This window comes from Rhizobium indigoferae (assembly GCF_034554815.1).
Lineage (GTDB): Bacteria > Pseudomonadota > Alphaproteobacteria > Rhizobiales > Rhizobiaceae > Rhizobium > Rhizobium leguminosarum.
In genome coordinates, this window is record NZ_CP140635.1 from 4,140,468 (window position 1) to 4,167,229 (window position 26,762).

Consider the following 26,762-nt stretch of genomic DNA (forward strand, 5'->3'; position numbering starts at 1 on the left):
GGAATTGATTTTTGGAAGCACGATGCGTTGATTTAAAGTGCATCGTCATGAATCCGATTTGATGTGATGCACTTTAACTTTCGTTAACGCATTCTCTTAAAGGAATATGCGCAAGCCGGGCGTAGACCATGAAACGCACAAGGCATGTGATCGGAACACCCATCATGACGACATCAATCGGCCGCCGGACGTCTTACCTCGCAGTGCCGGCCAATCTGTTGCTCTGGCTGATCGCAGCCTTTCATATGCTGCTTCTTGCGGCCCTCTTTGTCGCCTTCCTGACTGCAAGGCCGGCGGCGGCCGAAGATGTGGCCTGCACTGGCCGCAACCTGATGGTCGAGTTGCAGCAGAACGACCCTGCCCGCTATGCCGAGGCGCTGAAGGAAGCCGACGCCACGCCGAACGGCAAGGGCATCTTCTGGAAGGTCGAGAAGCCGGGACTTGCACCTTCGTGGCTGCTCGGCAGCATGCATGTCACCGATCCGCGCGTGCTCGCCCTGCCGCCGCGCGCCCAGGCAGCCCATGACGCTGCCGACACGATCATCATCGAATCCGACGAGATCCTCGATGAGCGGAAGGCGACCGCCGCCCTGCTCGCAAAGCCGGAACTGACGATGTTCACCGACGGCACGACGATCGACAAGCTGCTTTCTCCCGAGGACTACAAGCGCCTCGAGACCGGCCTCAAGCAGCGCGGTATCCCGCTCAGCGCCGTTTCCCGCATGCGGCCCTGGATGATCTCGAGCGCCGTCGCCCTGCCGGCCTGCGAAATCGCCCGCAAGGCAAAGGGCGTGCAGTTCCTCGACCAGAAGATCGCCACCGATGCCGTTGCTCAGGGTAAGCAGGTCAAGGGGCTGGAAACCCTTGCCGAACAGATCCAGGCCATGGCCGATCTGCCGGTCGAATTCCATCTGAAGTCGCTGATCGAGACGCTGGAACTCGGCGACAAGATGAGCGATGTCGTCGAGACGATGACCGACCTCTACCTCTCCGGTGACATTGGCATGACCATGCCGATGCTGAAAACGGTGACGCCTGAAGAAGAGGGCGAAAATAACGATTATGCCGCCTTCGAGCAGCGTGTCATCCTCGACCGCAACAAGGTAATGGCCGAACGCGCCGCCCCCATCCTCGACGGCGGCAACGTCTTCATGGCCGTCGGCGCCCTGCATCTGCCTGGCAAGGACGGCGTCATCGAACTGCTACGCCAGCAGGGCTTCACCGTCACCGCGGTGAACTGAACCCGCCGTCGGTCAGCCGAGCGTCATGCGGCGCAGAACATTGCTTTTCCAATAGAACTGATGGACGAGGGCGCCGGCGACATGCGCCGCGATCAGCGCCCAGAGAATGATCTTCAGGATACCCGCGTGGAACGAACCGGCGGGATCGATACCGAAATAGTAGGCGGCGATGCCCGAAAGCGGCATCGCGAAGATCAGGATGTAGAGGCCGGCATGGGCAAGCCTCGCTGCAAGACGGAAGATCGCCGGCTCCTGTGCGACCTCGTCCGGGACGCCCTTGGTAAAACGCAGCCCGAGCCTGAGGACGGCAAGCATCAGGATGGCGATGCCGACATAGGCATGGATATTCGCCGACGAAATCTGCTCCGGCGTCGGTACCTGGCCTCTGCGCATCAGCCGATGCCAGATATTCATGCCATCGGGAAACAGCAGGTTGAAGAAGATCAGCAGCGCCACGGCCCAGTGAAGAAAACGCTGGCTCAGGCTGTAACTCACGATGGACGGCTGCTGCATTTCTGGACCTTCACGGATGCTGAACTCAACGATAGGCAACAACTAAAACAGCCGCCTGCCTTTCGGCAAGCGGCTGTATGCTTTGTTACGAATATGTAAGATTACATATGGATCGGCTTGAAGAAGGTTGCGAGCGCAGCCTCTTTCACCGCTTCCGACATTGTGGGATGCGCGTGGCAGGTACGGCCGAGATCTTCTGACGAACCGCCGAACTCCATCAGCACGGCGATCTCGTGGATCATCTCGCCGGCGCCGAAGCCAACGATATGGCCGCCGAGCACGCGGTCGGTTTCCTTGTCGGCAAGGATCTTGACGAAGCCGTCCGTCGCCAGCATCGCACGCGCCCGGCCGTTCGCCGTGAACGGGAACTTGCCAACCTTGTAGGCGATATCAGCCGCCTTGAGTTCTTCCTCGGTCTTGCCGACGGAAGCGATTTCCGGCTGGGTGTAGACGACGCTCGGAATGACCTCGTAATTCACATGGCCATGCTGCCCGGCAAGGATTTCGGCAAGCGCCACGCCTTCGTCCTCCGCCTTGTGCGCCAGCATCGGACCCTTGACCACATCGCCGATCGCATAAATGCCGGCAACATTGGTCTTGAAGTGACCGTCGATCTCGACGCGGCCGCGATTGTCGAGCGTAACACCGGCCTCTTCGAGGCCGAGACCCGATGTATAGGGCTTGCGGCCGGTGGCGATCAGCACGACTTCGGCCTCGAGCGTCACCTTGTCGCCGCCCTTGACCGGCTCGAAAGTGACCTTGGCGCCCTTGTCGCCCTTTTCGACGCCGGTGACCTTGGCGCTGAGATTGAAATCGATGCCCTGCTTGGCGAGCATGCGCTGGAATTGCTTGGAGACTTCGCCGTCCATACCACCAAGGATGGTGTCGAGATATTCGACGACGGTGACATTGGCGCCGAGGCGCGACCAGACGGAACCGAGCTCGAGACCGATAACGCCGCCGCCGACGACGATCAGCGTTTCCGGCACCTTCTCCAGCGCAATGCCGCCGGTCGACGAGATGATGGTCTTTTCATCGATCTCGACCTGCACGCCAGGAATGCCGGCGACGTCGGAGCCGGTGGCGATGACGATGTTCTTGCCTTCGATCTCCTGCACCTTGCCGTCGTCGGCGGTGACGGAAACCTTGCCGGCCGAGACGACCTTGCCGATGCCCTGAAAGGTATCGATCTTGTTCTTCTTGAAGAGGAAGGCGACGCCGTCGACATTCGACTTCACCGTCGCATCCTTGTGGGCCATCATATTGCCGAGGTTGAGCGTCGGCGCCGGAATATCGATACCGAGCGCGCTCATTCCGTGGCCGGCCTGATGGAACATTTCGGAGGCATGCAACAGCGCCTTCGACGGGATGCAGCCGACGTTCAGGCAGGTGCCGCCATAGGTCGCCCGCTTTTCGACGACGGCGACCTTGAGGCCGAGCTGGGCCGCCTTGACGGCGCAGACATAGCCGCCCGGGCCGGTTCCGATAATGATCACATCGTAGGACATTGCTTCTTTCCCTTTGGATTTTTCGTTTAATCGGCCGCGCGCGACAAAGCGAGGCGGAAGCCGAAGCCGACAAGTGCCGCTCCGGTGATGCGGTTGAACCATTTGCCGCTGGCAATGAAGCGGTCACGGATCGCCTTGACCGTGAAGAAATAGGAGACGCCGGCAAACCAGGCGACCAGCGCCGTCGCCATGCCGATGCCATAGGAGAACTGGATCAGCGCCGGCGTGTCGTGATGGACGAGCGTCGAAAACAGCGACAGGAAGAACAGCACCGGCTTCGGGTTCAGCGCATTGGTGATGAAGCCCATGCCCAGGCATTTCAGCATCGAGACCGGCTTGCGGTCTTCCGCCGTCACCTCGATATCCCTCACCTTGAAACCCGGTTCGCGGAACGACTTGATGCCGAGATAGACCAGATAGGCGACGCCTGCCCATTTGATGACAGCAAACAGCATCAGTGATTTGGACACGATCAGGCCGAGGCCGAGGATAGTGTAACTGATGTGGAAGAGCAGGGAGAAGCCCATGCCGAGCCCGGTCATGATGGCGGCGCGTCGCCCATGCACGATGCTCTGGCGCAGGATAACGGCAAAATCGGCGCCTGGCACGACGATGAAGATCGAAAAGACGGCCATCAGGCCGAGGAATTCGAGAATATATTGCATGCTGTTTTTCGCCCTGTCGTTCTAGCGGCCGCCGCTCACATTGAGGATCGCGCCGGTTATATAGGAAGCCGAAGGTGACAGAAGATAGAGGATCGCATCCGCCACCTCCTCGGGCGTGCCCGCACGCTGCATCGGAACCGCCGGCGCCATCTCGCGTGCCCGGTCAGGCAGCCCGCCCGAAGCATGGAGGTCGGTCTCGATGATGCCGGGCCTTATCGCATTCACGCGGATGCCCTCGGCAGCGACTTCACGCGCCAAGCCGACAGTGAAGGTGTCGATCGCCGCCTTCGAAGCGGCATAATCGACATACTGCGTCGCCGAACCGAGGATCGCCGCCATCGACGAGATATTGACGATCGCCCCGCCCTGCCCGCCATGCCGGCTCGACATCCGGCGTATGGCCTCGGCGGCGCAGAGGATGGAGCCGGTCACATTAACGCGCAGCATGCGTTCGATTCGCTCCGCCGACATCTCATCGATGCGCTGCGGATAGTCGACGATGCCGGCATTGTTGACGAGCCCGTCAAGCCGGCCGAAATGCCGGTCGACCGCCGTAAACATCGAGACGATATCCGCAGCCTTGCCGACGTCACCCTGGATCGCCACGGCCTCGCCGCCGCCTTCTGTGATCGAAGCCACGACCGCATCCGCGGCTTCGCGGTTGGCGGCATAATTCACCGCAACACGCCAGCCCTGGCGCGCGGCGAGCCTTGAGGCCGCGGCGCCGATACCCCGGCTTCCGCCGGTGATGAGAACAACAGGTGCATCGCTCATGTCGCACACTCCTCGAATGTCAGTACGTCCCAAGGCGCTACCGAAGCCTTGCCCTCGCCCCAGGCACTGGATTCGCGGATGGCGGGACCAAGGCCGGGGAGCACGAGCTTTTCGGCCGCCGCAGCACCTTCGGGCTGCAGATTGTCCATCTCACCCTTTGCATCCATGCCGTAGACGGCGCCCTGCCAGACCGTGCAGGCATCGAGATCGGCGCCGGTCGCATCGCCCTCGGGGCAGTTGAACATCAGGATGCCGATGGCGCGCACCGGATCTTCCGATGGCATGACATAACCTTCCATCACGACAGGTGTCTTGAGCGCGCTGACCTTGAACTGGTTGCTGGCGGCGGCCGATGGAGAATTCAGCGGTGCGAAGCGCAATTCATAGGCACCGTCGCGATCGACGTAAACGGCTTGTTCCTGCTTGCATGCGGCGCCGAACGTGGATGCCGGAACGGCAAAAAACGCGGCAGCTGCGACCGCAGCCACACCTTTCCGTCCCGCCATGATCCCGATCCTTCCGCTCATTGCAGCTTCGGCTCCTTCCGCCCGTCGGCGTTTTCGACAACGCTGAAATCCGTCAGCAGCACCAGCGCGCGGCCGTCCTTGTCGAGCCCCCAGAAAACCGGGTAGAAACCGTCGCCCCAGCCGCTCCAGAACACGGCGACATTGCCTCGTCTGCCGGCAACCGGCCGGTGCAGTGCATAGATGCCCTTGTTGGCATCGAGGTCCGACGCCAGCACGTCATCGTAATAATTGACGTCGGCATCCGGTTTCTGTGCCTGTACCTGCCCTTCACGCTCCCCGATCAGATCAAGCGTATCGGCATCCATGTAGCAGCCGAGGCCGGCATCGACGGGATAGCCGAAGATCTCGCCGTCCTTCAGCGTCGCCGTGTCCTGCCCGGGCAGGACCGCAAGCTCCCAATGATCCGGCCTGCCCTCGGCAAACCGCATGCTGGCGGCGGCGATGCGCCCGAAGGCCTGGTAGAGCGTCACCGGATAGTCGCCCGGCGCAACCGTTCTTGCGAGCGCCGGACGATCGGGCTGGGCCAGCGGATCGGCCGCAACGATGCGCCCCGATGTCAGCTCGACATTGCCCATATGGATCGCACCGATCGACCGGCCGGAGAGTTCGGCATCGCCCAGCGCCACCAGCTCGAAATTGCTGCTTGCCTTGCTGATGTCCCAGCCGGCAGCCGATGCGGAGACCGGAATATGCGCGGCGGCAGCGCAAAGAAGAAGGCGCGCCGCTCGCATGATCCGGTTCCGCATCGAAAGCGCTCCCTCAGAGATCGAGAACCAGACGTTCCGGATCTTCCAGGCTTTCCTTGACGCGCACGAGGAAGGTGACCGCTTCCTTGCCGTCGACGATGCGGTGATCGTAGGACAGCGCCAGATACATCATCGGACGGATGACCACCTGACCGCCGATCGCCACCGGCCGTTCCTGGATCTTGTGCATGCCGAGAATGCCGGACTGCGGTGCGTTGAGGATCGGCGAAGACATCAGCGAACCGTAGACGCCGCCATTGGTGATGGTGAAGGTGCCGCCCTGCATGTCGGCCATGGAGAGCGAGCCATCACGGGCTGCCTTGGCAAGACGGCCGAGTTCCTTCTCGATTTCGGCGATCGACATCTGGTCGGCGTCGCGGATGACAGGAACGACGAGGCCCTTGTCCGTGCCGACGGCCATGCCGACATGGCAGTAGTTCTTGTAGATGACGTCGGTGCCGTCGATTTCAGCGTTGACGGCCGGCAATTCCTTCAGCGCATGCGTCACCGCCTTGGTGAAGAAGCCCATGAAGCCGAGCTTGACGCCGTGCTTCTTCTCGAAAATGTCCTTGTACTTGTTGCGCAGGTCCATGACCGCCTTCATGTCGACCTCGTTGTAGGTGGTCAGCATGGCGGCGGTGTTCTGCGCATCCTTGAGGCGCTTGGCGATCGTCTGGCGCAGGCGCGTCATCTTCACGCGCTCTTCGCGCGAGGCATCCTCGACCGTCGACGGGCCACGCGCGGCGGCAGGCGTTGCTGCGGGTGCGGCCGCCGGAGCGGAAATGCCCTTGGCGACGGCGGCGATGACGTCGCCCTTCAGCACCTGGCCGCGCTTGCCACTACCGTCGAGCTGGTCGGCGGAAAGATTGTTTTCGGCAAGCATCTTCGAAGCCGCCGGTGCCGGCGGCATGGTGGAGACGGAAGCGCTTGATGACGACGACGCAGCAGCGGCAACTGGCGCTGGCTGGGCAGCAGCAGCCGGGGCTGGCTGGGCAGGTGCGGCGGCCGGTGCGGCAGCAGCCGGCGCGGCAGCGGCAGCTGCGCCTTCGGCGATCTGACCGAGCAGCGCGCCGAGGCCGACGGTCTCGCCGGCGGCGACGACGATTTCCGACAGCGTGCCGGAGGCGGGTGCTGGAACTTCGATGGTCACCTTGTCGGTTTCAAGCTCGAGAATCGGCTCGTCGGCCTTGATGGCGTCGCCGACCTTCTTGAACCAGGTGCCGACGGTTGCCTCGCTGACGGATTCACCGAGAGTTGGAACGCGGATTTCTGTGGCCATTGTTCAGATCCTGATTTCGTGTGTTTTCGTTAATGCGTTTCAGACGGCGGGCGGCCGCGAGATGATCGAGGGCATCGGCAGGATATCGAAGCGGAAACCGAAACTGGAAGCGATGATCGGATCGCCGTCGGCAAGAACCTGCGCCGCCGCCTGATCCTCGACCTCGACGATCGCCATGCCCCAGGCGCCTTCACCCTCGAAGACGGGGCCGACGATGATCGCCGATCCCGCAAGGGCGTGCCGATGCCAGTATTCGACATGGCGTTTCATCGCCGCCATTTCCTCCCCGGTCCCGTCATGCGGGAAAGTGGGGCGCGGCGGCTGTAGTCTCAGAAAGAAATAAGCCATTGCGCCCCCCCCCCGTGTTTTAACCGCCCAATGCATCCTCGAGGAATGCGGCGAGCTGCGACAGATGCTTGGACATCAGACCCGTCGCCGGCGAGGCGGCGGCCGGACGGCCGGTATAACGGACGCGCTGGTATTTCGCATCGATATGGGCGAGCACCCATTCGAGGAAGGGGTCGATGAACGACCAGGCGCCCATGTTCTTCGGCTCTTCCTGGCACCAGACCATCTCGGCATTGCGGAAGCGCGACAGCTCGTTGATGAGCGCCTTTGCCGGGAACGGATAGAGCTGCTCGACGCGTAAGAGATAGATGTCGTCGATGCCGCGCTTTTCACGCTCTTCGAGAAGATCGTAATAGACCTTGCCGGAGCACATGACGACGCGGCGGATCTTGTTGTCCTTCTGCAGCTTGATCGGGCCGTCCTTGATCACCTCGGCATCGTCCCAGAGCAGGCGATGGAAGGCGGATTCACCGGCCATTTCGGCAAGCGTGGAGACCGCCCGCTTGTGGCGCAGCAGCGACTTCGGCGTCATCAGGATCAGCGGCTTGCGGAAGTCGCGCTTCACCTGCCGGCGCAGGATGTGGAAGTAGTTCGCCGGCGTCGTGACGTTGGCGACCTGCATGTTGTCTTCCGCGCAAAGCTGCAGGAAACGCTCGAGGCGGGCCGAGGAATGTTCCGGACCCTGACCTTCATAGCCGTGCGGCAGCAGGCAGACGAGGCCCGACATGCGCAGCCACTTGCGTTCGCCCGACGAGATGAACTGGTCGAAAACCACCTGCGCGCCGTTGGCGAAATCGCCGAACTGCGCTTCCCAGAGCGTCAGCGCATTCGGACGGGCGAGCGAATAGCCGTATTCGAAACCGAGCACGGCCTCTTCCGAAAGCATCGAATTGATGACTTCGTAGCGCCCCTGCGTCGGCGAAAGATTGGCGAGCGGGATGTAGCGCTCTTCGGTTTCCTGATCATAGAGAACCGAGTGGCGCTGCGAGAAGGTACCGCGTTCGCAATCCTGGCCGGACAGGCGGATCTTGCTGCCTTCGACGCAGAGCGCACCGAAGGAGAGCGCTTCGGCCATCGCCCAGTCGATACCCTCGCCGGTGGCGATCATGTTGGCGCGGTTTTCCATGAAGCGCTGGATTGTCCGGTGCGCATTGAAGCCCGCCGGGATCTCCGAGAGCTTGCGGCCGATATCCTTCAGCGTCTTCATCGGCACGGCGGTCTTGCCGCGGCGCTGCTCGTCGGCATTGTCGGCCGTGCGCAGGCCCGACCACTCGCCATCCAGCCAGTCGGCCTTGTTCGGCTTGTAGTGCTGGCCGGCCTCGAACTCCTGTTCGAGATGGGCGCGCCAATCGGCCTTCATCTTCTCGACTTCGCCGTCGGTGAGCAGTCCTTCGGCGACGAGCCGGGCCGCATAGAGCTGCAGCACGGTCTTGTGGGCGCGGATCACCTTGTACATCTTCGGCTGCGTGAAGGACGGTTCGTCGCCTTCATTGTGGCCGTAGCGGCGGTAGCAGAACAGGTCGAGCACAACAGGCTTGTGGAACTTCATGCGGAATTCGGTGGCGATCTTGGCGCCATAAACGACCGCTTCCGGATCGTCGCCGTTGACGTGCAGGATCGGCGCCTCGATCATCTTGGCGACGTCGGACGGATAGGGCGACGAGCGCGAGAAGGCCGGGTTCGTGGTGAACCCGATCTGGTTATTGATGATCACATGCATGGTGCCGGCGACGCGGTGGCCGCGCAGACCGGAAAGGCCGAGGATTTCGGCAATGACACCCTGGCCGGCAAAAGCCGCATCGCCATGGATCAGCAGCGGTAGAACCTTGGCGCGTTCGGAAAGCGGGATGATATCGCCGTCCCAGACGGTGGCGTTCATATCCTGCTTGGCGCGGGCCTTGCCCATGACGACGGGATCGACGATTTCGAGATGCGAGGGATTCGCCGTCAGCGAAACGTGGATCTTGTTGCCGTCGAATTCGCGGTCGGAGGAGGCACCGAGATGATACTTGACGTCGCCCGAGCCCTCGACCTCGTCGGGAGCGGCCGAGCCGCCCTTGAACTCGTGGAAGATCGCCCGGTGCGGCTTGCCCATGACCTGGGAGAGCACGTTCAGACGGCCGCGATGGGCCATGCCGAACACGGCTTCCTTGAGGCCGAGATGGCCGCCGCGCTTGAGAATCTGTTCCAGCGCCGGGATCAGCGATTCGCCGCCGTCGAGGCCGAAACGCTTCGTGCCCTTGAACTTGACGTCGAGGAACTGCTCGTAGCCTTCGGCTTCGACGAGCTTGGCAAGGATCGCCTTCTTGCCTTCCGGCGTGAAGGCGACACCCTTGTCCGGTCCCTCGATGCGCTCCTGGATCCAGGCCTTCTCTTCAGGATTGGAGATATGCATGAATTCGACGCCGAGCGTCGAGCAATAGGTGCGCTCGAGGATTTCGATCATCTCGCGGATGGTCGCGTATTCCAGGCCGAGCACGTTGTCGATGAAGATCTTGCGGTCGTAATCGGCGGCAGTGAAGCCGTAATTCTCCGCCGACAGCTCGCGATAGTCGTCGACGGGTGCGGCAATGCCGAGCGGGTCGAGCTTGGCGTGCAGGTGGCCGCGCATGCGGTAGGCGCGGATCATCATGATGGCGCGCACGGAATCGCGCGTCGCCTGCAGGACCTCGGTGCTGTCGGCAGGCTTGCCCTGAGCTTCGGCCTTGGCTTTGACTTTGGTCTCGATCACCTTCTCGACGATGCCCCAGTCGCCATCGAGAGCCGACACCAGATCGCCGCTTGCCTGAAGCGGCCAGTTCTTCTTGCGCCAGGAAGCCCCCTTGGCCGCCCTCTTCACATCGCTGGGATCCTCCTCCAGCGCCTTGAAGAAGGCACGCCACTGGTCGTCGACCGATGCCGGATCCTCTTCGTACCGCGCGTAGAGCTGCTCGATATAGGCAGCGTTGGCGCCATCCAGAAACGAGGTGACCTGAAACTGCTCGTTGGCTTCTTGCCGTGCCATGGTGATATGCGGACGCTTCCGTCCGCCTCCTGACTTGATGAATTTGCCGGCTTGATGGCCGGCTGCCGCATTCCGATTGCCGCCTGTCCGCGGCGCATCTGCTGTTCTCGTGTCGTCGAGGCCGGGCGGAAGGCGCAGATGCCGTTCCTCCGCCCGGTCCATATTTAGGTGGCTTAGCCCTTGAGGACTTCAACCAGCGTCTTGCCGAGGCGGGCCGGAGAAGGCGACACCTTGATGCCTGCCGATTCCATCGCCGCGATCTTCGATTCCGCATCGCCCTTGCCGCCGGAAACCACCGCGCCGGCATGGCCCATGGTGCGGCCCTTCGGGGCCGTACGACCGGCAATGAAGCCAGCCATCGGCTTCTTGCGGCCCTTCTTGGCTTCGTCCTTGAGGAACTGGGCTGCGTCTTCTTCAGCCGCACCACCGATTTCGCCGATCATGATGATCGACTGGGTGGCTGCGTCGGCCAGGAACATTTCCAGGACGTCGATGAACTCGGTGCCCTTGACCGGGTCGCCGCCAATGCCGACGGCCGTCGTCTGGCCGAGGCCTTCATTGGAGGTCTGGAACACGGCTTCATAGGTCAGCGTGCCCGAGCGGGAAACGATACCGACCGAACCCTTGCGGAAGATCGAGCCCGGCATGATGCCGATCTTGCATTCTTCCGGCGTCAGGATACCCGGGCAGTTCGGGCCGAGCAGGCGCGACTTGGAGCGGTCGAGGCGAGCCTTGACGCGCACCATGTCCATGACCGGGATGCCTTCGGTGATGCAGGTGATGAACGGGATCTCGGCGTCGATCGCCTCGATGATCGCGTCGGCAGCGCCGGCCGGCGGAACATAGATGACGGTCGCGTCGGCGCCGGTCTTTTCCTTGCCTTCGGCAACGGTTGCGAAGATCGGCAGGCTTTCGCCCTTGGCGCCGGTCCAGGTTTCGCCACCCTTCTTCGGATGGATACCGCCGACCATCTGGGTGCCGTAGTAAGCGAGCGCCTGTTCGGTGTGGAACGTGCCGGTCTTGCCGGTTAGGCCCTGAACGAGAACCTTGGTGTCTTTGTTGACGAGAATGGACATGCGAGGCCTTTGTTTAGGAGAGGTTGGAAGACGTGGAGGACGCGCGACGATAGACGCCGCTGACGACCTCCTGCCAAGTATCGCTGCCTGCAGGCGAAAAGCTGACGCCCATCCGGTAGCAGTCTTCATTTTCGAACGTGAATACGGTGCGCTGGCTGCCGCGCGGCGAAGTCTTCATCAGCACCAGCTCACTGCCGTTCCACGCGCCGGACGCCGGTACCGGCGGCGCAAAACCTGCGGTGTCGAACTGGTAGAGTTTGTAGGTCTGGTCCGAAGCATCGAAGCCGAAAACATTTCGCGCCTCGAACGAAACAGCACCATCGCGCGTCTGGCGATAGCGCTGCTCGAGGAAGAAACCGCCGAACAACACCTCGCCGGAAAACTCAGCACTGGCATTGCCTTCACTCGTCCACGCCGACGCCGCGACACGCTCGTCCCCTTCCCACACGCCAGCGAAGGCGTTGAGGCGGAAATGAGCAGCGGAGGGCGTGGACTGGAAGGCCATGATCGTTCTCAGCCGTTGATCGCCGCGACGATCTTCTTGGCAGCATCGTCCAAGTCGTCGGCCGCAGTGATCGCCAGACCCGACTCGTTCAGGATCTTCTTGCCGAGCTCGACATTGGTGCCTTCAAGGCGCACGACGAGCGGAACCTTGAGGCCGACTTCCTTGACCGCGGCAATCACGCCCTCGGCAATGACATCGCACTTCATGATGCCGCCGAAGATGTTGACGAGAATGCCTTCGACCTTGGGGTCTGCGGTAATGATCTTGAAAGCCGCAGCAACCTTCTCCTTGCCGGCGCCACCGCCAACGTCGCAGAAGTTGGCCGGCTCCTTGCCGTAGAGCTTGATGATGTCCATCGTCGCCATGGCAAGACCAGCACCGTTGACCATGCAGCCGATATTGCCGTCGAGCGCAACATAGGCGAGATCCCACTTCGAGGCCTCGATTTCCTTGGCGTCTTCTTCGGTTTCGTCGCGCAACGTCTTGACATCATCGTGACGGAAAAGGGCGTTGCCGTCGAAAGACATCTTGGCATCGAGGACGCGCAGGTGGCCATCCTTCATGACGATCAGCGGATTGACTTCCAGGAGAGCCATGTCCTTTTCGCCAAAGGCTTTGTAAAGCGCCGGGAAAAGCGACTTGGCATCCTCGGCGGCAGCGCCGTCGAGCTGCAGAGCCTTGGAGATCGCAGCAACGTCGGCAGCCGTCACGCCGGCTTCCGGATCGATGGCGATCGTCTGGATCTTCTCGGGCGTGTCGTGGGCGACGGCCTCGATGTCCATGCCGCCTTCGGTCGATACGACGAAGGCAACGCGGCCAACCGAGCGGTCGACAAGGATCGAGCAATAGAGTTCGCGGGCGATGTCGGCACCGTCTTCGATGTAAAGGCGGTTGACCTGCTTGCCGGCTTCGCCGGTCTGGGCGGTCACCAGAGTGTTTCCGAGCATTTCCTTGGCGTGGGAAACGACTTCCTCGATCGACTTGGCGAGGCGAACGCCGCCCTTGGCATCAGGCCCGAGCTCCTTGAACTTGCCCTTGCCGCGGCCGCCGGCATGGATCTGGCTCTTGACCACGTAAAGCGGACCGGGAAGCGACTTGGCGGCAGCCTCGGCTTCTTCAACCTTGAGAATAGCCACACCTTCGGCAACCGGCGCGCCATAGCCCTTCAGCAGAGCCTTGGCCTGATATTCATGAATGTTCATGGGTGTATCCCTGTTTCGATTACTTCAGCCCGTCGACTACTTGAGGGCCGGCGCGATGTTGATGCAGGCTTCGCAGAGACCGGCGACAGCGCCGACGGACTTGTCGAAGGCTTCCTTCTCGGTCTTGTTGAGATCGATCTCGATGATGCGTTCGACGCCGCCGGCGCCGATGACGGTGGGAACGCCGACATACATGTCCTTGACGCCGTACTGACCGGTGAGGTGGGCAGCGCAGGGCAGAACGCGCTTCTTGTCCTTGAGATAGGATTCGGCCATCTCGATTGCCGAGGCAGCCGGCGCGTAATAGGCCGAGCCGGTCTTCAGCAGGCCGACGATTTCGGCGCCGCCGTCACGGGTGCGCTGGATGATCTCTTCGAGGCGCTCCTTGGTGACCCAACCCATGGTGACGAGATCGGTGAGCGGAATGCCGCCGACCGTCGAGTAGCGGGCGAGCGGTACCATCGTGTCGCCGTGGCCGCCGAGAACGAAGGCCGTGACGTCCTGGACGGACACGTTGAATTCCTTGGCAAGGAAGAGGCGGAAGCGCGAGGAGTCGAGAACGCCGGCCATGCCGACGACCTTGTTGGCCGGAAGGCCGGAAAACTTCTGCAGCGCCCAGACCATGGCGTCGAGCGGGTTGGTGATGCAGATCACGAAGGCGTTCGGCGCATACTTCTTGATGCCGGCGCCAACCTGCTCCATGACCTTGAGGTTGATGCCGAGAAGATCGTCGCGGCTCATGCCGGGCTTGCGGGCGACGCCTGCGGTGACGATGCACACGTCAGCGCCTTCGATCGCGGAATAGTCGCTGGCACCGGTCAGATTGACGTCGAAGCCTTCGACGGGCGACGACTGGGAGATATCGAGACCTTTGCCCTGGGGAATGCCGTCCGCGATGTCGAAGAGAACGATGTCGCCCAGTTCCTTCAGGCCGGCGAGGTGCGCCAGCGTGCCACCAATCATGCCAGAACCAATGAGTGCGATCTTGTTACGCGCCATTTTCGCTGTTTCCTTTGCGATCAAATTCGTCGAACGGACGCGCAAGGCACCGCCCAATGACGCAATCGCATAGACCCAAAGCCAAAAAATGGCAATTCATTATTTTTGATGCAGCGTTTTCAATCGTTTAGATACAAAAATTCTTACGTAAACGTAAGACAACCTGTCACTGAATTGTTACTCTGCGGCGCGTTTCTCATGGTGCAGCGCAAGATATTCCGCACTGCGCATCTCAAACAGGCGCGATGCCGTGCGGTCGAATTCGAAGCCCTCGGTGCCCCGGCGCTGCAATAGCAGTTCCTCCGGCATGGCCGCCGCGGAAATGTAAAGCCGCACGGCATGATCGTAGAACGTATCGACCAGAATGATGAACCGTTTGATCTGGTTCCGCTTTTCCGGCCCGAGCAACGGAATGTGATCGAGGAAGACCGTATCGAAGCGTTCGGCGATGGCCAGGAAGTCGACCGCCCCGAGCGGTTTGTCGCAAAGATCGGCGAAAGAGAACCGCGCCATGCGGTCGACGGCGAGCGGCACGTGGATGTGGCGCCCCTTCATCGGAATATCCAGCGGCTGCGCCTTGCGCCCATGCAGCGCCTGCGTCCAGGACGCGTCCATCGCCATGTCGTTATGCTCGTTGATCGGCACCAGATAGACCGGCTGACTGCTCAGCTTCTCCATCCGGTAGTCGGTCGGCGAATCCAGGGTGACGACATCGACATGCTGCTTGAGCAAGGCGACGAACGGCAGGAAGAGGCCGCGATTGAGACCATCCGTGTAGAGATTGTCGGGCTCGACGTTCGAGGTCGCGACCAGCACGCATCCGCGCGCGAAGAGCTCGGAGAACAGCCGCGACAGGATCATCGCATCGGCGATGTCGGTGACCGTGAACTCGTCGAAGCAGAGCAGTTCTGCCTCGTCGTAAAGCGCTGCGGCGACCGGCGGCATCGGATCGGCCTGCTTCGTCTCGCCGTTCTTGAGCTTCAGCCGGTGTGCCGCGATGCGGTTGTGCACATCCGCCATGAATTCGTGGAAATGCGCCCGCCGTTTCTTCCTGCACGGCGCCATTGCGAAGAACATGTCCATCAGCATGGTCTTGCCGCGCCCGACGCTGCCGTGGATGTAAAGCCCCTTGATGCCGTCGGCGGACTTCTTCTTGGCGGCAAACAGCCAGCCAAGCGCGCTCGATTTTGCCGCTGGCCGCCGCTGCTTCAGCCCGGCAAGCACCCGGTCGAGGCTCTTTGCCACGTCCAACTGAGCCGAATCGACCTGGAGCGCGCCCGATGCGGTCAGCGCTTTAAGCTGTTCGCAGACGCTGAGCGCATAATCCGGCATTGGTTGCATGAGGGCATATCCGCCTGTCAGTCATCGCAGGAGACCTGCTGGAACATTTAGCGGCTGAGGCTGATCGACTGGCCCGTGCTCGTCTGCCCCTCAAAGCGGTTGTCGGCCGTCTTGTAGACGCTGCCGAGCTGGTTGCCGGAGCGGTCCTTGAGCAGCACCTGCTTGCCGGCGACCTCCCAGGAACCCATCGCCGTCAGCTCGCCGACGCAACCACGTGTTCCGCCGCGCGAACCGCTGCCGAGATTGGTGAGCGTCAGGAACATGTCGCAACTGCCGTTGACACGCCAGCTTCCGACCATCGATTCCTTGGTGATATCGAGCGCATTCGCGGCCATTGCGCCAGGCTGAGCGCCCGGCATCGGCGCCGTCGTCGTCGGCGCGGCCGGAAACTGCGAGCTGCCGGTCGGCGGTGGAAGCTGCCCACCCTGCACCGAGGGAACCGGCTGCGCCGTCAACGGCGCCGGCCCGGCACTGGCGTTGGAGCTGTAATCATATGCCGTACGCTGACAACCGGCTAGCGACAGAACCACCACCAGACCTGTCATCGCATATCGCAACTGCATCATCATACTCCTGAATTCGGCTATCGCCGTAGAGAAACGGGCGTGAGACAAGTCCGATTATCGTAATTCGATTTGGTTAATCAAGTCGTGCTGCATAAATTGCCCGTGACAACAACTAACCGAAAAACGATACAGTTCAACTGTCCCGCTGCAAAACTTCCTGCACATAGAATTTGTCAGCAAGGTGTTGCGCGCCTTCATCTCTGTCAGGATCGCTGTCGAACTCGCGCAATGTCTCGGAATAGCGCTCCGGTGCATCCTGCAGAAGGATTGCACCGAGCCGACCTGATATAGATGACGGCTTCGGGATCGAAGCCGTCGTTTCCGCCATCGGCATGCACGCTGATCAAACCCGGCGCTCGACCATCATCTTCTTGATTTCGGCGATTGCCTTGGCCGGGTTGAGGCCCTTCGGGCAGGTCTGCGCACAGTTCATGATCGTGTGGCAGCGATAGAGGCGGAATGGATCCTCGAGATTGTCGAGGCGCTCGCCGGTCGCCTCGTCTCTGGAATCGATCAGCCAGCGATAGGCCTGCAGCAGAACGGCCGGACCGAGATAGCGGTCGCCGTTCCACCAGTAGCTCGGACAGGAGGTCGAGCAGCAGGCGCAGAGGATGCATTCATAGAGGCCGTCCAGCTTCTGCCGGTCCTCATGGCTCTGCTTCCATTCCTTGGCCGGCGCCGGCGACACTGTCTTCAGCCATGGCTCGATCGAACGATGCTGGGCATAGAAGTTGGTGAGGTCAGGAACCAGATCCTTGACGACGGGCAGATGCGGCAGCGGATAGATCTTCACCGCACCTTTGATATCGTCGAGGCCCTTGGTGCAAGCGAGCGTATTCGTGCCGTCGATATTCATCGCGCAGGAGCCGCAGATGCCCTCGCGACAGGAGCGGCGCAGCGTCAGCGTCGGGTCGATCTTGTTCTTGATGTAGAGCAGACCGTCGAGCACCATCGGCCCGCAATCGTCGACATCGATGTAGAAGGTGTCGATCGACGGGTTCTGACCGTCATCCGGGCTCCAGCGGTAGACGCGGAATTCGCGGGTGTTCTTGGCACCCGCCGGCTTCGGCCAGACCTTGCCTTCGCGCATCTGAGAATTCTTGGGGAGAGCGAGTTCAACCATGTCCGGTTCCTCTTGAGATCAGTACACGCGAGCCTTCGGCTCGATCTTGTGCGGATCGATGCCTTCGGCGATCAGCTCGGTGTGGACCGGCCGGTAGTCGAGTTTCACGTCGCCTGCTTCGTTCACCCAGGCGAGTGTGTGCTTGCGCCAGTTGACGTCGTCGCGGCCCGCGAATGCACCCTCGGTAAAGTCTTCGCGTGCATGCGAACCGCGGCTCTCCTTGCGGGCCTCGGCGCCATAGATCGTCGTGATGGCGTTGGCCATCAGGTTCTGCAGCTCAAGCGTTTCCACGAGGTCCGAGTTCCAGATCATCGAGCGATCGGTGACCTTGATGTCCTTCATCTCGCCCCAGATTGCCGAGATGCGCTGGCAGCCCGATTCCAGCGATTCCTGCGTGCGGAAGACGGCGGCGTCTTCCTGCATGGCGCGCTGCATCTTCTCGCGCAGGTCCGCCGTCGGCGTGCCGCCGCTGGCATGACGCAGACCGTCGAAGCGGTCCATGATCTTGTCGCAGGCCGCGACGTTGAGATGCGGGATCGGCGCTGCACGGTCGATGACTTCGCCGGCACGGATCGCAGCGGCGCGGCCGAAGACCACGAGGTCGATCAGCGAGTTGGAGCCGAGACGGTTGGCGCCGTGCACCGAGGCGCAGCCGGCTTCACCCACAGCCATCAGACCGGGGATGATCCGTTCCGGATTGGCGCTGTCGGCGTTCAGCACTTCGCCCCAATAATTCGTGGGAATGCCGCCCATATTGTAGTGAACGGTCGGCAGAACCGGGATCGGCTCGCGTGTAACGTCAACGCCCGCGAAGATCTTGGCGCTCTCGGAAATCCCCGGCAGGCGCTCATGCAGAACGGCCGGATCGAGGTGGTCGAGATGCAGGAAGATGTGGTCCTTGTTCTTGCCGACACCGCGACCTTCACGGATCTCCAGCGTCATGCAGCGCGAAACAACGTCGCGCGAGGCAAGGTCCTTGGCCGAAGGCGCGTAACGCTCCATGAAGCGCTCGCCCTCGGAGTTGACCAGGTAACCGCCTTCGCCGCGGGCGCCTTCGGTGATCAGACAGCCCGAACCGTAGATGCCGGTCGGGTGAAACTGGACGAATTCCATGTCCTGCAGCGGCAGGCCGGCACGCGCCACCATGCCGCCGCCGTCGCCGGTGCAGGTATGGGCCGACGTTGCCGAGAAATAGGCGCGGCCGTAGCCGCCGGTCGCCAGCACCACCATCTTGGCGGCGAAGCGATGGATCGTGCCGTCATCGAGGCACCAGGCGACGACGCCGGTGCAGCGGCTGCCGTCTTCCGACATGATCAGGTCGAGCGCGAAGTACTCGATGAAGAATTCGGCATTGTTGCGCAGCGACTGGCCGTAGAGCGTATGCAGAATGGCGTGGCCGGTACGGTCGGCAACGGCGCAGGTGCGCTGTACCGGCGGGCCTTCACCGTAATTCTGCATGTGGCCGCCGAACGGGCGCTGATAGATCTTGCCTTCCTCGTTGCGCGAGAACGGCACGCCATAATGCTCGAGCTCATAGACCGCTTTCGGCGCTTCCATGGTGAGATACTGCATGGCGTCGACGTCGCCGAGCCAGTCGGAACCCTTGACGGTATCGTAGAGGTGCCACTGCCAGCTATCCGGCGTCATGTTGCGCAGCGAAGCGGCGATACCGCCCTGGGCCGCGACCGTATGCGAGCGGGTCGGAAACACCTTGGTGATGCAGGCCGTGCGGAAACCCTGCTCGGCCATGCCGAGCGTGGCGCGCAGCCCGGCGCCGCCGGCGCCGACGACGATCACGTCGTAGGAGTGATCGACATACTTGTAGGCCTTGCCATTCTGGGCGGGTGAAGTCGGTGCCATATCAGCTTATCCTACGAATGCGATTTTCAGAATGGCGAAGAGACAGAGGCCGGCGATCAGGATCGCAAAAAACGTGTTCAGCATCAGGAGAACGATCTTGCCGAACTCGCCATGCACGTAATCCTCGATGATGACCTGCATGCCGAGCTTCATATGAATGACGCCCGAGATCACCATCAGCCCCATGACGACCGCGACGAAGGGGTTCGACAAGGCGCGAACCACATCCGCATAGGGCGCGCCGGCATAGGCGAGCATGAAGATGACGAAGAACAGGATGAGCGGAACATTGGCGACGGCCGTCAGCCGCTGACGCCAGAAATGGTCCGTGCCGTCCTTGGCGGAGCCGAGCCCGCGAACCTTGCCGAGGGGGGTGCGCATATCCATGAGAGGACCTTCAGAAGCGAATGAGGAAGCCGATCACCCAGACCAGCACGGTCAGACAGAGCGACCCGATGATGTTGGCGATGGCGAGCTTGGTCGAGAACTCTTTCCCGAAGCCATAGCCGAGATCCCACATGAAGTGGCGGAAGCCGCCGAGCATGTGGTGCAGCAGCGCCCATGTATAGCCGAGAAGCACGAGCTTGCCGAGAAGGCTGCCGAGCACCCAATTGGCCCAGTCATAGGAGCCCTGGCCGCTTGCCGCCGCGATCAGCCACCAGGCGACGAGCACCGTGCCGACATAGAGCGCGCCACCGGTAATGCGGTGAACGATGGACATGACCATGGTGGGAATTGGCTTGTAGATTTGCAGATGCGGCGATAGGGGCCGGTTATTTGTCACGTTCGCCATCAGAACCTCGCGGCGGCTTCTCTGCGCTCCCGGATTTCGGAGCATGCTCAGTCAACCACACGAATGACAAAATTCTCTGTGTGCGTTGCATCAATTGCGACGTTTAATCACCGGGAACGCCGACGACAAGCACAATCGCTGTCTGCTTTTAATTTAATCGATTCGCGTTACCGGGAAGTTCGCGGGCTAAAGAAACTGGTCTTTTCCGCTCAAATTTTGTGCCGGTTGTCCGACCTGAATGGACAAGCGTCGGCTTTTGGCGCAATCTGGCGTTAACGATTTGTTAGGGATCGGAATTCCGGAGGCCGGCCACCCATGTTTCGCAGTCTGTCCGCAGTCGCCCTGCTTGCCCTATCCGCGCTTGCTGCACTCCCCGCCGAAGCCGGCGACCGCCGCAACGATCATCGTTTTCCCGGCCATCGTCACGCTTTCCACGGCGGATTACTCCTCGGCGAACGTATCGGCTGGCGCGATCGTGGCATCCGTTTCGACAACGCCTATCGATACCGGAACCGCAAAGAACGAATGCCGTTCCTGAAACAGTTTTCATCGCCGGCGACCGATAGCGTCGCCCGCAACAATCTCATCGTCGTCGTACCCCAGGCGCAGGGTGGTGGCGACACTTATGCCGGCTCTTCCTATTTCTATCAGGCCGATGGCGGAACCTATGTCGGCGGCGACGGCTATGGCTTTTATCCCCCCGCACGATCTGAGCAACTGGCACCGAAGGCAAAGGTCATCGATATCGCCGTTCAAGACGATCCCTGCGCCTACGAGGCCAATGTCTGCGTCATCCGGCCTTAGAGCATGATGCCGAAAGTGCGGAATTCTGTAGCAAATTCCGAGGCCGCTCTTCGTCTACCTTACCGATACATCATCCCTTGATCACAAAAGGTCGCAAAGCATCCGCCACCTTTGCTCCTAGAGCAATTCCAGGAAAAGTGAGAAGCGGTTTTCCGTCCGGAATTGCGTAAAAACAAAAGCCAGAGCGGTCCTGCGCTTCCGTTAAAAGCTGTACCGCTCTAGCAAGACATGGCCCTCTTCGACGAAATGTAGACCGTCCTGCTTCAAGCACTTCCGGGTCCGGCTTTGCTGACAAGAGTGTGAAGATGACGAATACAGGCGGTTCAAATTTGCCCGGCCTCACTCTTTCGCGACGCGGCTACGTCAATACGGATGGCGCACATCGGCGGGAGATTCTTGTCCTCAAACGTTGCCCGCCGTGGCGTTCCGCTATCCGGCATCCAAGCATCCCAGGCTCTGTTCATTTCCTCGAAAGAGGCAAGGTCCCTGAGCCAAATGTTGACGAGAATGATCTCTGACTTGTCGGTACCTTCGCGCAGCAGCATGTCATTGATGCGCTCCAGTATTTCGTTGGTTTGTGCCGTCACGCTGGCTCCCCTCGTGAGGTTTGCGACCTGGCCGGGCAGATAGGCGGCATCTGCGAGGAGAGTTTCGTCAACTTTGGCTTGCCCCATCATCCTATTCGCAGACTTCCATGAATGCTTGAAATTGGGTCGTTGACCCTTCATCCGATCACTGTGGGGCTTCGCTCGCCACTTCGGTAGGGGGAATTAAATTGACCCGATATAATGGAAGCTGAACGCTCCCAGAGCCTTTCCCGGTCAGAATGCTGCAAGCTGACCAAGAAAGGCTCTAGCTCGACAATATGGCCGTATGCCGCGAAATGAAGTCCACAAGATAGCGCGCACCTTCGGCCGTCTCGGATTGAGCATACAGACCGATTTCGATGCGCACCGGACCGGGCAGGTCCGCCGATCTGTCAAGCGTCCGGCAGCCCTCCGGTTTCGTGTTGAGCATCATTGGCGCGATACCGATACCGACGCGAACCGCGGTCGCCATGGCCACCAGCGTCGATGCGACGCACGCCGTCTTCCACTTGACGTTCCGCTGGGACAGGGCGGCAAGCGTCGGGAGCGTCCAGGGACACTCCTCCTCGAACATAATGATGGGAAGCGGCTTTTCCGCATCCGCCACGAAGTCGGATCTGACCGTCCACATCAAATATTCGGTCCAGATCAGGGTCGGTTTTCGCGCGAGGCAGGTGATGTCGCAAACCACGAGATCCAGCTTCCCGTCTTCAAACAGGCTGGCGAGGCGGCGATTCGGCTCGACAATGATGTCGATATCGACCTTCGGGTTCTGCGCCCTGAAGTCACTAAGAATGTCGATCAGGTGGCCGGCTGCGAAGTCCTCAACGACGCCGAGGCGAATGCGGTCCTCGATCATCTTGCCTGTCAGCCTTTTCTCGACCTCGTCGCTGAGGGCGACCATTTCGCGGGCATAAGCCAGCATGATCTGCCCATGGCTCGTGAGCTCGAGGCCTTTTGACGAACGCGAAAACAGCGTAACGCCGACAAGCTCCTCCAGCTTGCGGATCTGCATGCTCACGGCGGCCTGCGTTCTGTTCAGCTTGACGGCTGCTCCATTGACGGTGCCGATCTCCGCGACGGTCAGAAATGCGCGAAGCAGATAGGAATCAAGATCAAGCATCAGAAGCCGCATTCCAAAGTTTGGGGCGCTCGAGTGCTGAGGGCCTCTCCGCCTATAAGCGGATATTGGACGAACCATGTCCTTCCGACAACTGGTGACCCTTAGTCGGGAATGCCAGCTTACCGCGCGAAGAGAACGCATGCCTCGGGCGGAATGGAAACACTGATCCCCTGCCCGCGAGCAAAGGCTATGTCTGGACGGTTCGGGCAAGCCGAGATTATGCGGTCGCCGCTGACGAGATCCAGAACGATATGCCTGAAGGCGCCGAGTGTCACAACATCGGCAACGCGTCCGGGCATGGCCCCGGCAGCCGGAGCGCCGGACGATATCTCGACGCTTTCCGGCCTCACGCAAATCTCGGCGGCACCTGAAAGGCTTCCCGTGGACGCGACCGGAAACTCCCAGCCGGATTCGGAGCGAAATTTGCCGGCTGTTCCGCCCGCGGCCGAAATCGAGCCATGAATCCAATTCGTTCGCCCCATGAAATCCGCGACGAAACGCGAGTCTGGACGCCAATACACATCATCCGGCCTGCCGGATTGCATGATGGCTCCACGGTTCATCACGAATATGCGCTCTCCCAGGCTCATCGCCTCCTCCTGGTCGTGGGTTACCACGATTGCGGTCGAGCCGACCGCGGCGAGCACATCCTTCAATTCGGTGCGCAGCTCATGTCGAAGTTTGGCGTCGAGCGCCGACAGGGGCTCATCCAGAAGAACAAGGCTCGGATGGGTGGCGAGCGCCCGCGCAAGCGCAACACGCTGCTGCTGGCCGCCGCTCAGCTGGTGCGGTCGCCGCTGTCCGAAACCGACGAGCCGGACGAGCTCGAGCATCTCGGCAATGCGGCGAGGTATTTGCCCCGGCGGATGGTTGCGATGGCGAAGCCCGTAGCCGATGTTCTGTTCGACGGTCATATGCGGGAAAAGAGCGTAGTGCTGGAACAGCAGCCCGACATTGCGCTCATAGGGTTTCAATCCGGCCATCGGCTCGCCGTCGATCAGGATCGAGCCTTTGTCGGGCCGCTCGAATCCGGCGATGAGCCGAAGAATGGTGGTCTTGCCGCAGCCGCTCGGTCCAAGCAGTGCGATTGTTTCACCTGGGTTCACCGAGAAGGAGATATTACCGAGCGCGACCGTTTCGCCGAAGCGCTTGCTGACCCCTTGAAATTCCACGGCAGAAATCATCGTATTGTCCTCATGAACGAAACAGACCCTGACCGACGACAGTGTCGAAGCCGACGACTCGGTCCAGCACAACGATCAGCAACGCGGTGACGGCAATCAGGACCACGGCCGCCGCAGCGATCGTCAGATCGAAAGCCGCGCGCATGTTGCTGACCAGCGTAACAGGCAAGGTCGTTGCCGACGGATCGCTCAGAAAGAGACTGATCGATACGTCATCTATCGAAATTGCGAAGGCGAAGATCGCGCCGGTGACGACGCCGGTCCGCATGAGCGGTAGGGTAATGGTCCAGAAGGCCTGGCGCTCGGTGGCGCCGAGAACCATTGCGGCTTCCGTCAATCGTTGGTCGCTGCCAAGAAGGCTGGCGAGGCTGGTCCTTATGCAATAGGGCAACGTCACGATCACGTGGCCGAGGAGCAGGCGCGCCATACCATTTGTGATACCGGCCTTGGAAAGGAAAAGCAGCAGACCGAATCCAATGACGACCGGCGGAACAATGAGTGGCGAGAGAAAGGCCGAAGTCAGCGCTGCCTTTCCTGGAAAATTGCCACGGGCAAGGCCAACGGCCGCCGCCGTTCCGATCGTGACGGACAGAACCGTCGTGAGTACCGCCAAGATGAGGCTGGTGCGTAGGCTGGTAAGGATATCCGCCTGAGAGACGAGCCGTTCGAACCAGTGAAGCGACAAGGCAGGCGGCGGCAGTGGACCGAGGTAGGTCCTGGCGTCGAAAGCCATGAGGCATGTTATCACCAAGGGGATGGCGAGGAACGCCAATCCAAGGCCGATGACACCGTAGGCGACGGAACCGGCGATCCGGTCCCCGGTTCGCGCTGCAAGAGATTGTCTGCTCATCGGGAAACCTTCCAGGCCTGCGCAAACGTTATGACAGCGACGACCGCCAAGGCCGCGGTTAGCATGACGAGCGAGATCGCCGCGCCGCTCGGATAGTTGGCGATATCGCTGAACCGGGTGTAGATGACGTTCGATATGAAAAGCACCCGGCCCCTCCCGAGCACCATGGGAATGACGAAGGCGCTGATCGCGAAAGTCAGCGAGACAAGCGTGCTTGAGATCAGAGCCGGGAAGCTCAGGGGAAGCGTGATCGACAAATGGGCTCTCCATCCCGGCGCGCCGAGCGACTGGGCTGCATCGAGCAGACGCGGATCGATCGATTGCATCGCGCCAATCAGCGTTAGCGTTGCGACCGGTATGATCGAGTGAACCAGGCCCGCAGTAACGACGATATTGATATATTCGCGGCTGTTGGGCGAAAGGCCAAGTGTCAAGAGGAGGGGTCGCAAGATGCCGACCGACCCGAAGGTCAGTTCGATCGCGTATGTCTTGATCAGGACGCTGGATAGAACAAGCGTAATCAAAAAACCGAGGGTGAGCGCGCGCATCCGCGGGGAAATGCGCCGCACGATAAAGTAGGCCAGCGGGAATGCCACAAGCTGGCCGATGATTGCGGCAACTCCACCGATCCAGAAGGTCGTCAGCAGGACACTCGCAAACGCCTGGTTTGCAAGCTCGTAATAGTTTTGGACCGTTGCCGCGGCATTTTCAACGGAACCGACGCGCCCCGGCGTAAACTCCTTCAAGCTTTCGATTGCCAGATTGATTAATGGTGACAGAAAACCGAATGCGAACACCAGGAGGGCTGGCCCGAGCGTCAGGGCCGCATCTCGGCGATCAGGTATCGAAATGGCAACGGGTTGCCGCCTTACTTTGGTCATGGTGGAACAGCCTTTTCCTCGCCCTTACGGGCATGAGAAAGGGAGGTCATCGAAGCACGCTGGCGCCTTCGATAACCTGCCGCGAGGTGCCTTAGAGCAACGGGGCGATATCCTGTTCCCAGCGCTTGGACCAGGCATCCTGCTGTTCGAGAACGACATTGTAGTCCGGCACATAGACGAAGCTCGAAAACTCGTCCGACGTGAAGGACAGATGCTTCAGATTGTCGGGCGTGACCGCCTTGCTGTTCAATGGCGCTTCGCCCGCCACCTTGGCGTAGAGCGAGTTCATGTCCGGGCTGATTGCGAAGTTGACGAAATCGAGCGTTGCCTTGGTGTTCGGTCTATTCTTCAGTACGCCGAAACCGCTCTGGTAGAGGAAGGCCTTGAAGTTGCTGTCCTTGGTGAAACGAGTAACCGGGAAGTTCTTCGCCACGGCCGCCCAGCCGGGCTCGGCGAAGAAGCCGACGGAGGTCTCGCCCGACGTCAGCGAATTGGTGAAATCGATATCGGTGATGGCGACGCGGCCGATATTGCCGGATTTCGCCAATTCCGTCATGAGCTTCCACCCAGGTTCCATATTCGTTTCACTGCCGCCAGCGTGAAGGGCGAGCGCGACAATCTGGAGCATCATGCTCTGTGTCGGGCCTGGCCAGCAGATCGCACCCTTAAGATCGGGACTGAGCAGATCATCGATGGTCTTCACAGCAATCGGAGCCGTGTCGGTTCGCGCACCGAAATACATGCCACCAACTGCGCGTGGGACCGCTTTGATATTGCCCTTGCCGTCACGAATGATGATTTTCTCGGGAATATTCGCAAGGTTGGGAACATCGGCAGGATTGATGGTCTCGAGCCAATCCTCCTTCACCATGCTGTTGAATGAGCCTTCCCAGCCAGCGACGTAGTCGTAGTCGACATTCGGCCAGACGGCCTTGATCTTTGGCAGGATAGCGCCCGCGCCGCCCTGATGAAGAACCCAGTTGAATGTCGCCGCATTCTGGTCGGCGGCAATCTGCTTCATGGCTTCGACGACCTCGCCGCCCCATTCAACGGCGGTGAGATTGCCGCTGCCGGCTGCGGCGGATCTCGCAAACCCGGTCATCGTGCCGGCAATCCCCGCGGCAGCGGCGGATCCGAGGAAGCGGCGGCGTGTCATATCGTGCAACATGGTAGGTTCCCTTTGTTGTCGGCCCTCTGCTGGACCGTTCGCATCGGAGACTGCTTGGAGGTTACCAACCGCGGTAGTGGGAAAATTCTCGCCGG

At 61.0% G+C, this 26,762-nt stretch carries 28 protein-coding genes; 2 read left to right on the forward strand and 26 right to left on the reverse strand.

The features are described from left to right. Nucleotides 1-164 precede the first annotated feature (164 nt). Nucleotides 165-1,241, forward strand: a complete 1,077-nt coding sequence (locus tag U5G49_RS20405; RefSeq protein ID WP_193444625.1) for a TraB/GumN family protein — start codon at nt 165-167, stop codon at nt 1,239-1,241. Nucleotides 1,242-1,253: 12 nt separating this feature from the next. On the opposite strand, the gene U5G49_RS20410 is transcribed toward U5G49_RS20405, so the two are convergent. From U5G49_RS20410 to sdhC, 20 genes are all read right to left on the reverse strand, one after another. Further along, nucleotides 1,254-1,754, reverse strand: a complete 501-nt coding sequence (locus tag U5G49_RS20410) for a cytochrome b (RefSeq protein ID WP_193444624.1) — start codon at nt 1,752-1,754, stop codon at nt 1,254-1,256. A gap of 101 nt (nt 1,755-1,855) precedes the next feature. Further along, nucleotides 1,856-3,262, reverse strand: coding sequence for a dihydrolipoyl dehydrogenase (lpdA, locus tag U5G49_RS20415; protein WP_065276359.1), 1,407 nt, complete (start codon nt 3,260-3,262; stop codon nt 1,856-1,858). A 26-nt stretch (nt 3,263-3,288) separates the two neighbouring features. Further along, on the reverse strand, nt 3,289-3,927 hold the full coding sequence (locus U5G49_RS20420; RefSeq protein WP_018243878.1) for a LysE family translocator: 639 nt from the start codon (nt 3,925-3,927) through the stop codon (nt 3,289-3,291). Between the two features lie 21 nt (nt 3,928-3,948). Further along, nucleotides 3,949-4,701 carry an SDR family oxidoreductase gene (locus tag U5G49_RS20425; protein WP_115157134.1) on the reverse strand — a complete coding sequence of 251 codons (753 nt, stop codon included), beginning with the start codon at nt 4,699-4,701 and terminating at the stop codon, nt 3,949-3,951. Further along, nucleotides 4,698-5,228 (reverse strand): hypothetical protein, encoded by a 531-nt coding sequence (locus U5G49_RS20430; RefSeq protein WP_065276357.1) that lies wholly within the window; start codon nt 5,226-5,228, stop codon nt 4,698-4,700. Before U5G49_RS20430 ends, U5G49_RS20425 begins: the two co-directional genes overlap by 4 nt. Next, nucleotides 5,225-5,974 carry a DUF4241 domain-containing protein gene (locus U5G49_RS20435; protein WP_193444623.1) on the reverse strand — a complete coding sequence of 250 codons (750 nt, stop codon included), beginning with the start codon at nt 5,972-5,974 and terminating at the stop codon, nt 5,225-5,227. The genes U5G49_RS20430 and U5G49_RS20435 overlap by 4 nt, the downstream gene beginning before the upstream one ends. 13 nt (nt 5,975-5,987) lie before the next feature. Further along, on the reverse strand, nt 5,988-7,253 hold the full coding sequence (gene odhB, locus U5G49_RS20440; protein ID WP_112905437.1) for a 2-oxoglutarate dehydrogenase complex dihydrolipoyllysine-residue succinyltransferase: 1,266 nt from the start codon (nt 7,251-7,253) through the stop codon (nt 5,988-5,990). A gap of 39 nt (nt 7,254-7,292) precedes the next feature. Beyond that, a complete protein-coding gene (locus U5G49_RS20445; protein ID WP_193444622.1) occupies nt 7,293-7,601 on the reverse strand; it encodes a YciI family protein in 309 nt (102 codons plus the stop codon). Between the two features lie 19 nt (nt 7,602-7,620). Further along, nucleotides 7,621-10,605, reverse strand: a complete 2,985-nt coding sequence (locus tag U5G49_RS20450) for a 2-oxoglutarate dehydrogenase E1 component (protein ID WP_026188546.1) — start codon at nt 10,603-10,605, stop codon at nt 7,621-7,623. A gap of 173 nt (nt 10,606-10,778) precedes the next feature. After that, on the reverse strand, nt 10,779-11,681 hold the full coding sequence (sucD, locus tag U5G49_RS20455) for a succinate--CoA ligase subunit alpha (protein ID WP_027682566.1): 903 nt from the start codon (nt 11,679-11,681) through the stop codon (nt 10,779-10,781). Nucleotides 11,682-11,694: 13 nt separating this feature from the next. Next, nucleotides 11,695-12,186: a DUF1579 family protein gene (locus U5G49_RS20460; RefSeq protein ID WP_193444621.1), complete on the reverse strand. Its 492-nt coding sequence runs from the start codon at nt 12,184-12,186 to the stop codon at nt 11,695-11,697. Between the two features lie 8 nt (nt 12,187-12,194). After that, nucleotides 12,195-13,388, reverse strand: coding sequence for an ADP-forming succinate--CoA ligase subunit beta (sucC, locus tag U5G49_RS20465; RefSeq protein ID WP_018243886.1), 1,194 nt, complete (start codon nt 13,386-13,388; stop codon nt 12,195-12,197). Between the two features lie 36 nt (nt 13,389-13,424). Continuing rightward, nucleotides 13,425-14,387 (reverse strand): malate dehydrogenase, encoded by a 963-nt coding sequence (gene mdh, locus U5G49_RS20470; protein ID WP_018482680.1) that lies wholly within the window; start codon nt 14,385-14,387, stop codon nt 13,425-13,427. 177 nt (nt 14,388-14,564) lie between these two features. After that, nucleotides 14,565-15,728 carry a cell division protein ZapE gene (gene zapE / locus U5G49_RS20475; RefSeq protein ID WP_018243888.1) on the reverse strand — a complete coding sequence of 388 codons (1,164 nt, stop codon included), beginning with the start codon at nt 15,726-15,728 and terminating at the stop codon, nt 14,565-14,567. Between the two features lie 47 nt (nt 15,729-15,775). Continuing rightward, nucleotides 15,776-16,291, reverse strand: a complete 516-nt coding sequence (locus U5G49_RS20480) for a protease inhibitor Inh/omp19 family protein (RefSeq protein WP_003543526.1) — start codon at nt 16,289-16,291, stop codon at nt 15,776-15,778. 136 nt (nt 16,292-16,427) lie between these two features. Further along, nucleotides 16,428-16,628, reverse strand: a complete 201-nt coding sequence (locus U5G49_RS20485; protein WP_193444620.1) for a hypothetical protein — start codon at nt 16,626-16,628, stop codon at nt 16,428-16,430. A gap of 9 nt (nt 16,629-16,637) precedes the next feature. Next, nucleotides 16,638-17,417, reverse strand: coding sequence for a succinate dehydrogenase iron-sulfur subunit (locus U5G49_RS20490; RefSeq protein WP_003567268.1), 780 nt, complete (start codon nt 17,415-17,417; stop codon nt 16,638-16,640). 18 nt (nt 17,418-17,435) lie between these two features. Next, nucleotides 17,436-19,277, reverse strand: a complete 1,842-nt coding sequence (sdhA, locus tag U5G49_RS20495; protein WP_193444619.1) for a succinate dehydrogenase flavoprotein subunit — start codon at nt 19,275-19,277, stop codon at nt 17,436-17,438. Between the two features lie 6 nt (nt 19,278-19,283). Further along, nucleotides 19,284-19,664: a succinate dehydrogenase, hydrophobic membrane anchor protein gene (gene sdhD / locus U5G49_RS20500; RefSeq protein ID WP_018448193.1), complete on the reverse strand. Its 381-nt coding sequence runs from the start codon at nt 19,662-19,664 to the stop codon at nt 19,284-19,286. 10 nt (nt 19,665-19,674) lie between these two features. Further along, on the reverse strand, nt 19,675-20,070 hold the full coding sequence (gene sdhC / locus U5G49_RS20505) for a succinate dehydrogenase, cytochrome b556 subunit (RefSeq protein ID WP_018243894.1): 396 nt from the start codon (nt 20,068-20,070) through the stop codon (nt 19,675-19,677). Between the two features lie 315 nt (nt 20,071-20,385). On the opposite strand from sdhC, the gene U5G49_RS20510 reads away from it, so the two are divergent. Continuing rightward, complete coding sequence (locus U5G49_RS20510) at nt 20,386-20,874, forward strand: hypothetical protein (protein WP_193444618.1); 489 nt, start codon at nt 20,386-20,388, stop codon at nt 20,872-20,874. 323 nt (nt 20,875-21,197) lie between these two features. On the opposite strand, the gene U5G49_RS20515 is transcribed toward U5G49_RS20510, so the two are convergent. From U5G49_RS20515 to U5G49_RS20540, 6 genes are all read right to left on the reverse strand, one after another. Then, nucleotides 21,198-21,551, reverse strand: a complete 354-nt coding sequence (locus U5G49_RS20515) for a RidA family protein (RefSeq protein WP_018243896.1) — start codon at nt 21,549-21,551, stop codon at nt 21,198-21,200. Nucleotides 21,552-21,726: 175 nt separating this feature from the next. Next, the gene (locus U5G49_RS20520; protein WP_018448196.1) at nt 21,727-22,596 is read right to left on the reverse strand and encodes a LysR family transcriptional regulator; all 870 of its coding nucleotides are present in this window, start codon (nt 22,594-22,596) and stop codon (nt 21,727-21,729) included. Nucleotides 22,597-22,703: 107 nt separating this feature from the next. After that, nucleotides 22,704-23,768 (reverse strand): ABC transporter ATP-binding protein, encoded by a 1,065-nt coding sequence (locus U5G49_RS20525; RefSeq protein WP_193444617.1) that lies wholly within the window; start codon nt 23,766-23,768, stop codon nt 22,704-22,706. A 10-nt stretch (nt 23,769-23,778) separates the two neighbouring features. After that, nucleotides 23,779-24,618 carry an ABC transporter permease gene (locus U5G49_RS20530; protein WP_193444616.1) on the reverse strand — a complete coding sequence of 280 codons (840 nt, stop codon included), beginning with the start codon at nt 24,616-24,618 and terminating at the stop codon, nt 23,779-23,781. Beyond that, entirely contained in the window at nt 24,615-25,499 is an 885-nt protein-coding gene (locus U5G49_RS20535) for an ABC transporter permease (protein ID WP_018243900.1), read from the reverse strand. The genes U5G49_RS20530 and U5G49_RS20535 overlap by 4 nt, the downstream gene beginning before the upstream one ends. A 91-nt stretch (nt 25,500-25,590) precedes the next feature. Further along, nucleotides 25,591-26,667: an extracellular solute-binding protein gene (locus tag U5G49_RS20540; RefSeq protein WP_047620315.1), complete on the reverse strand. Its 1,077-nt coding sequence runs from the start codon at nt 26,665-26,667 to the stop codon at nt 25,591-25,593. Between the last annotated feature and the right edge of the window lie 95 nt (nt 26,668-26,762).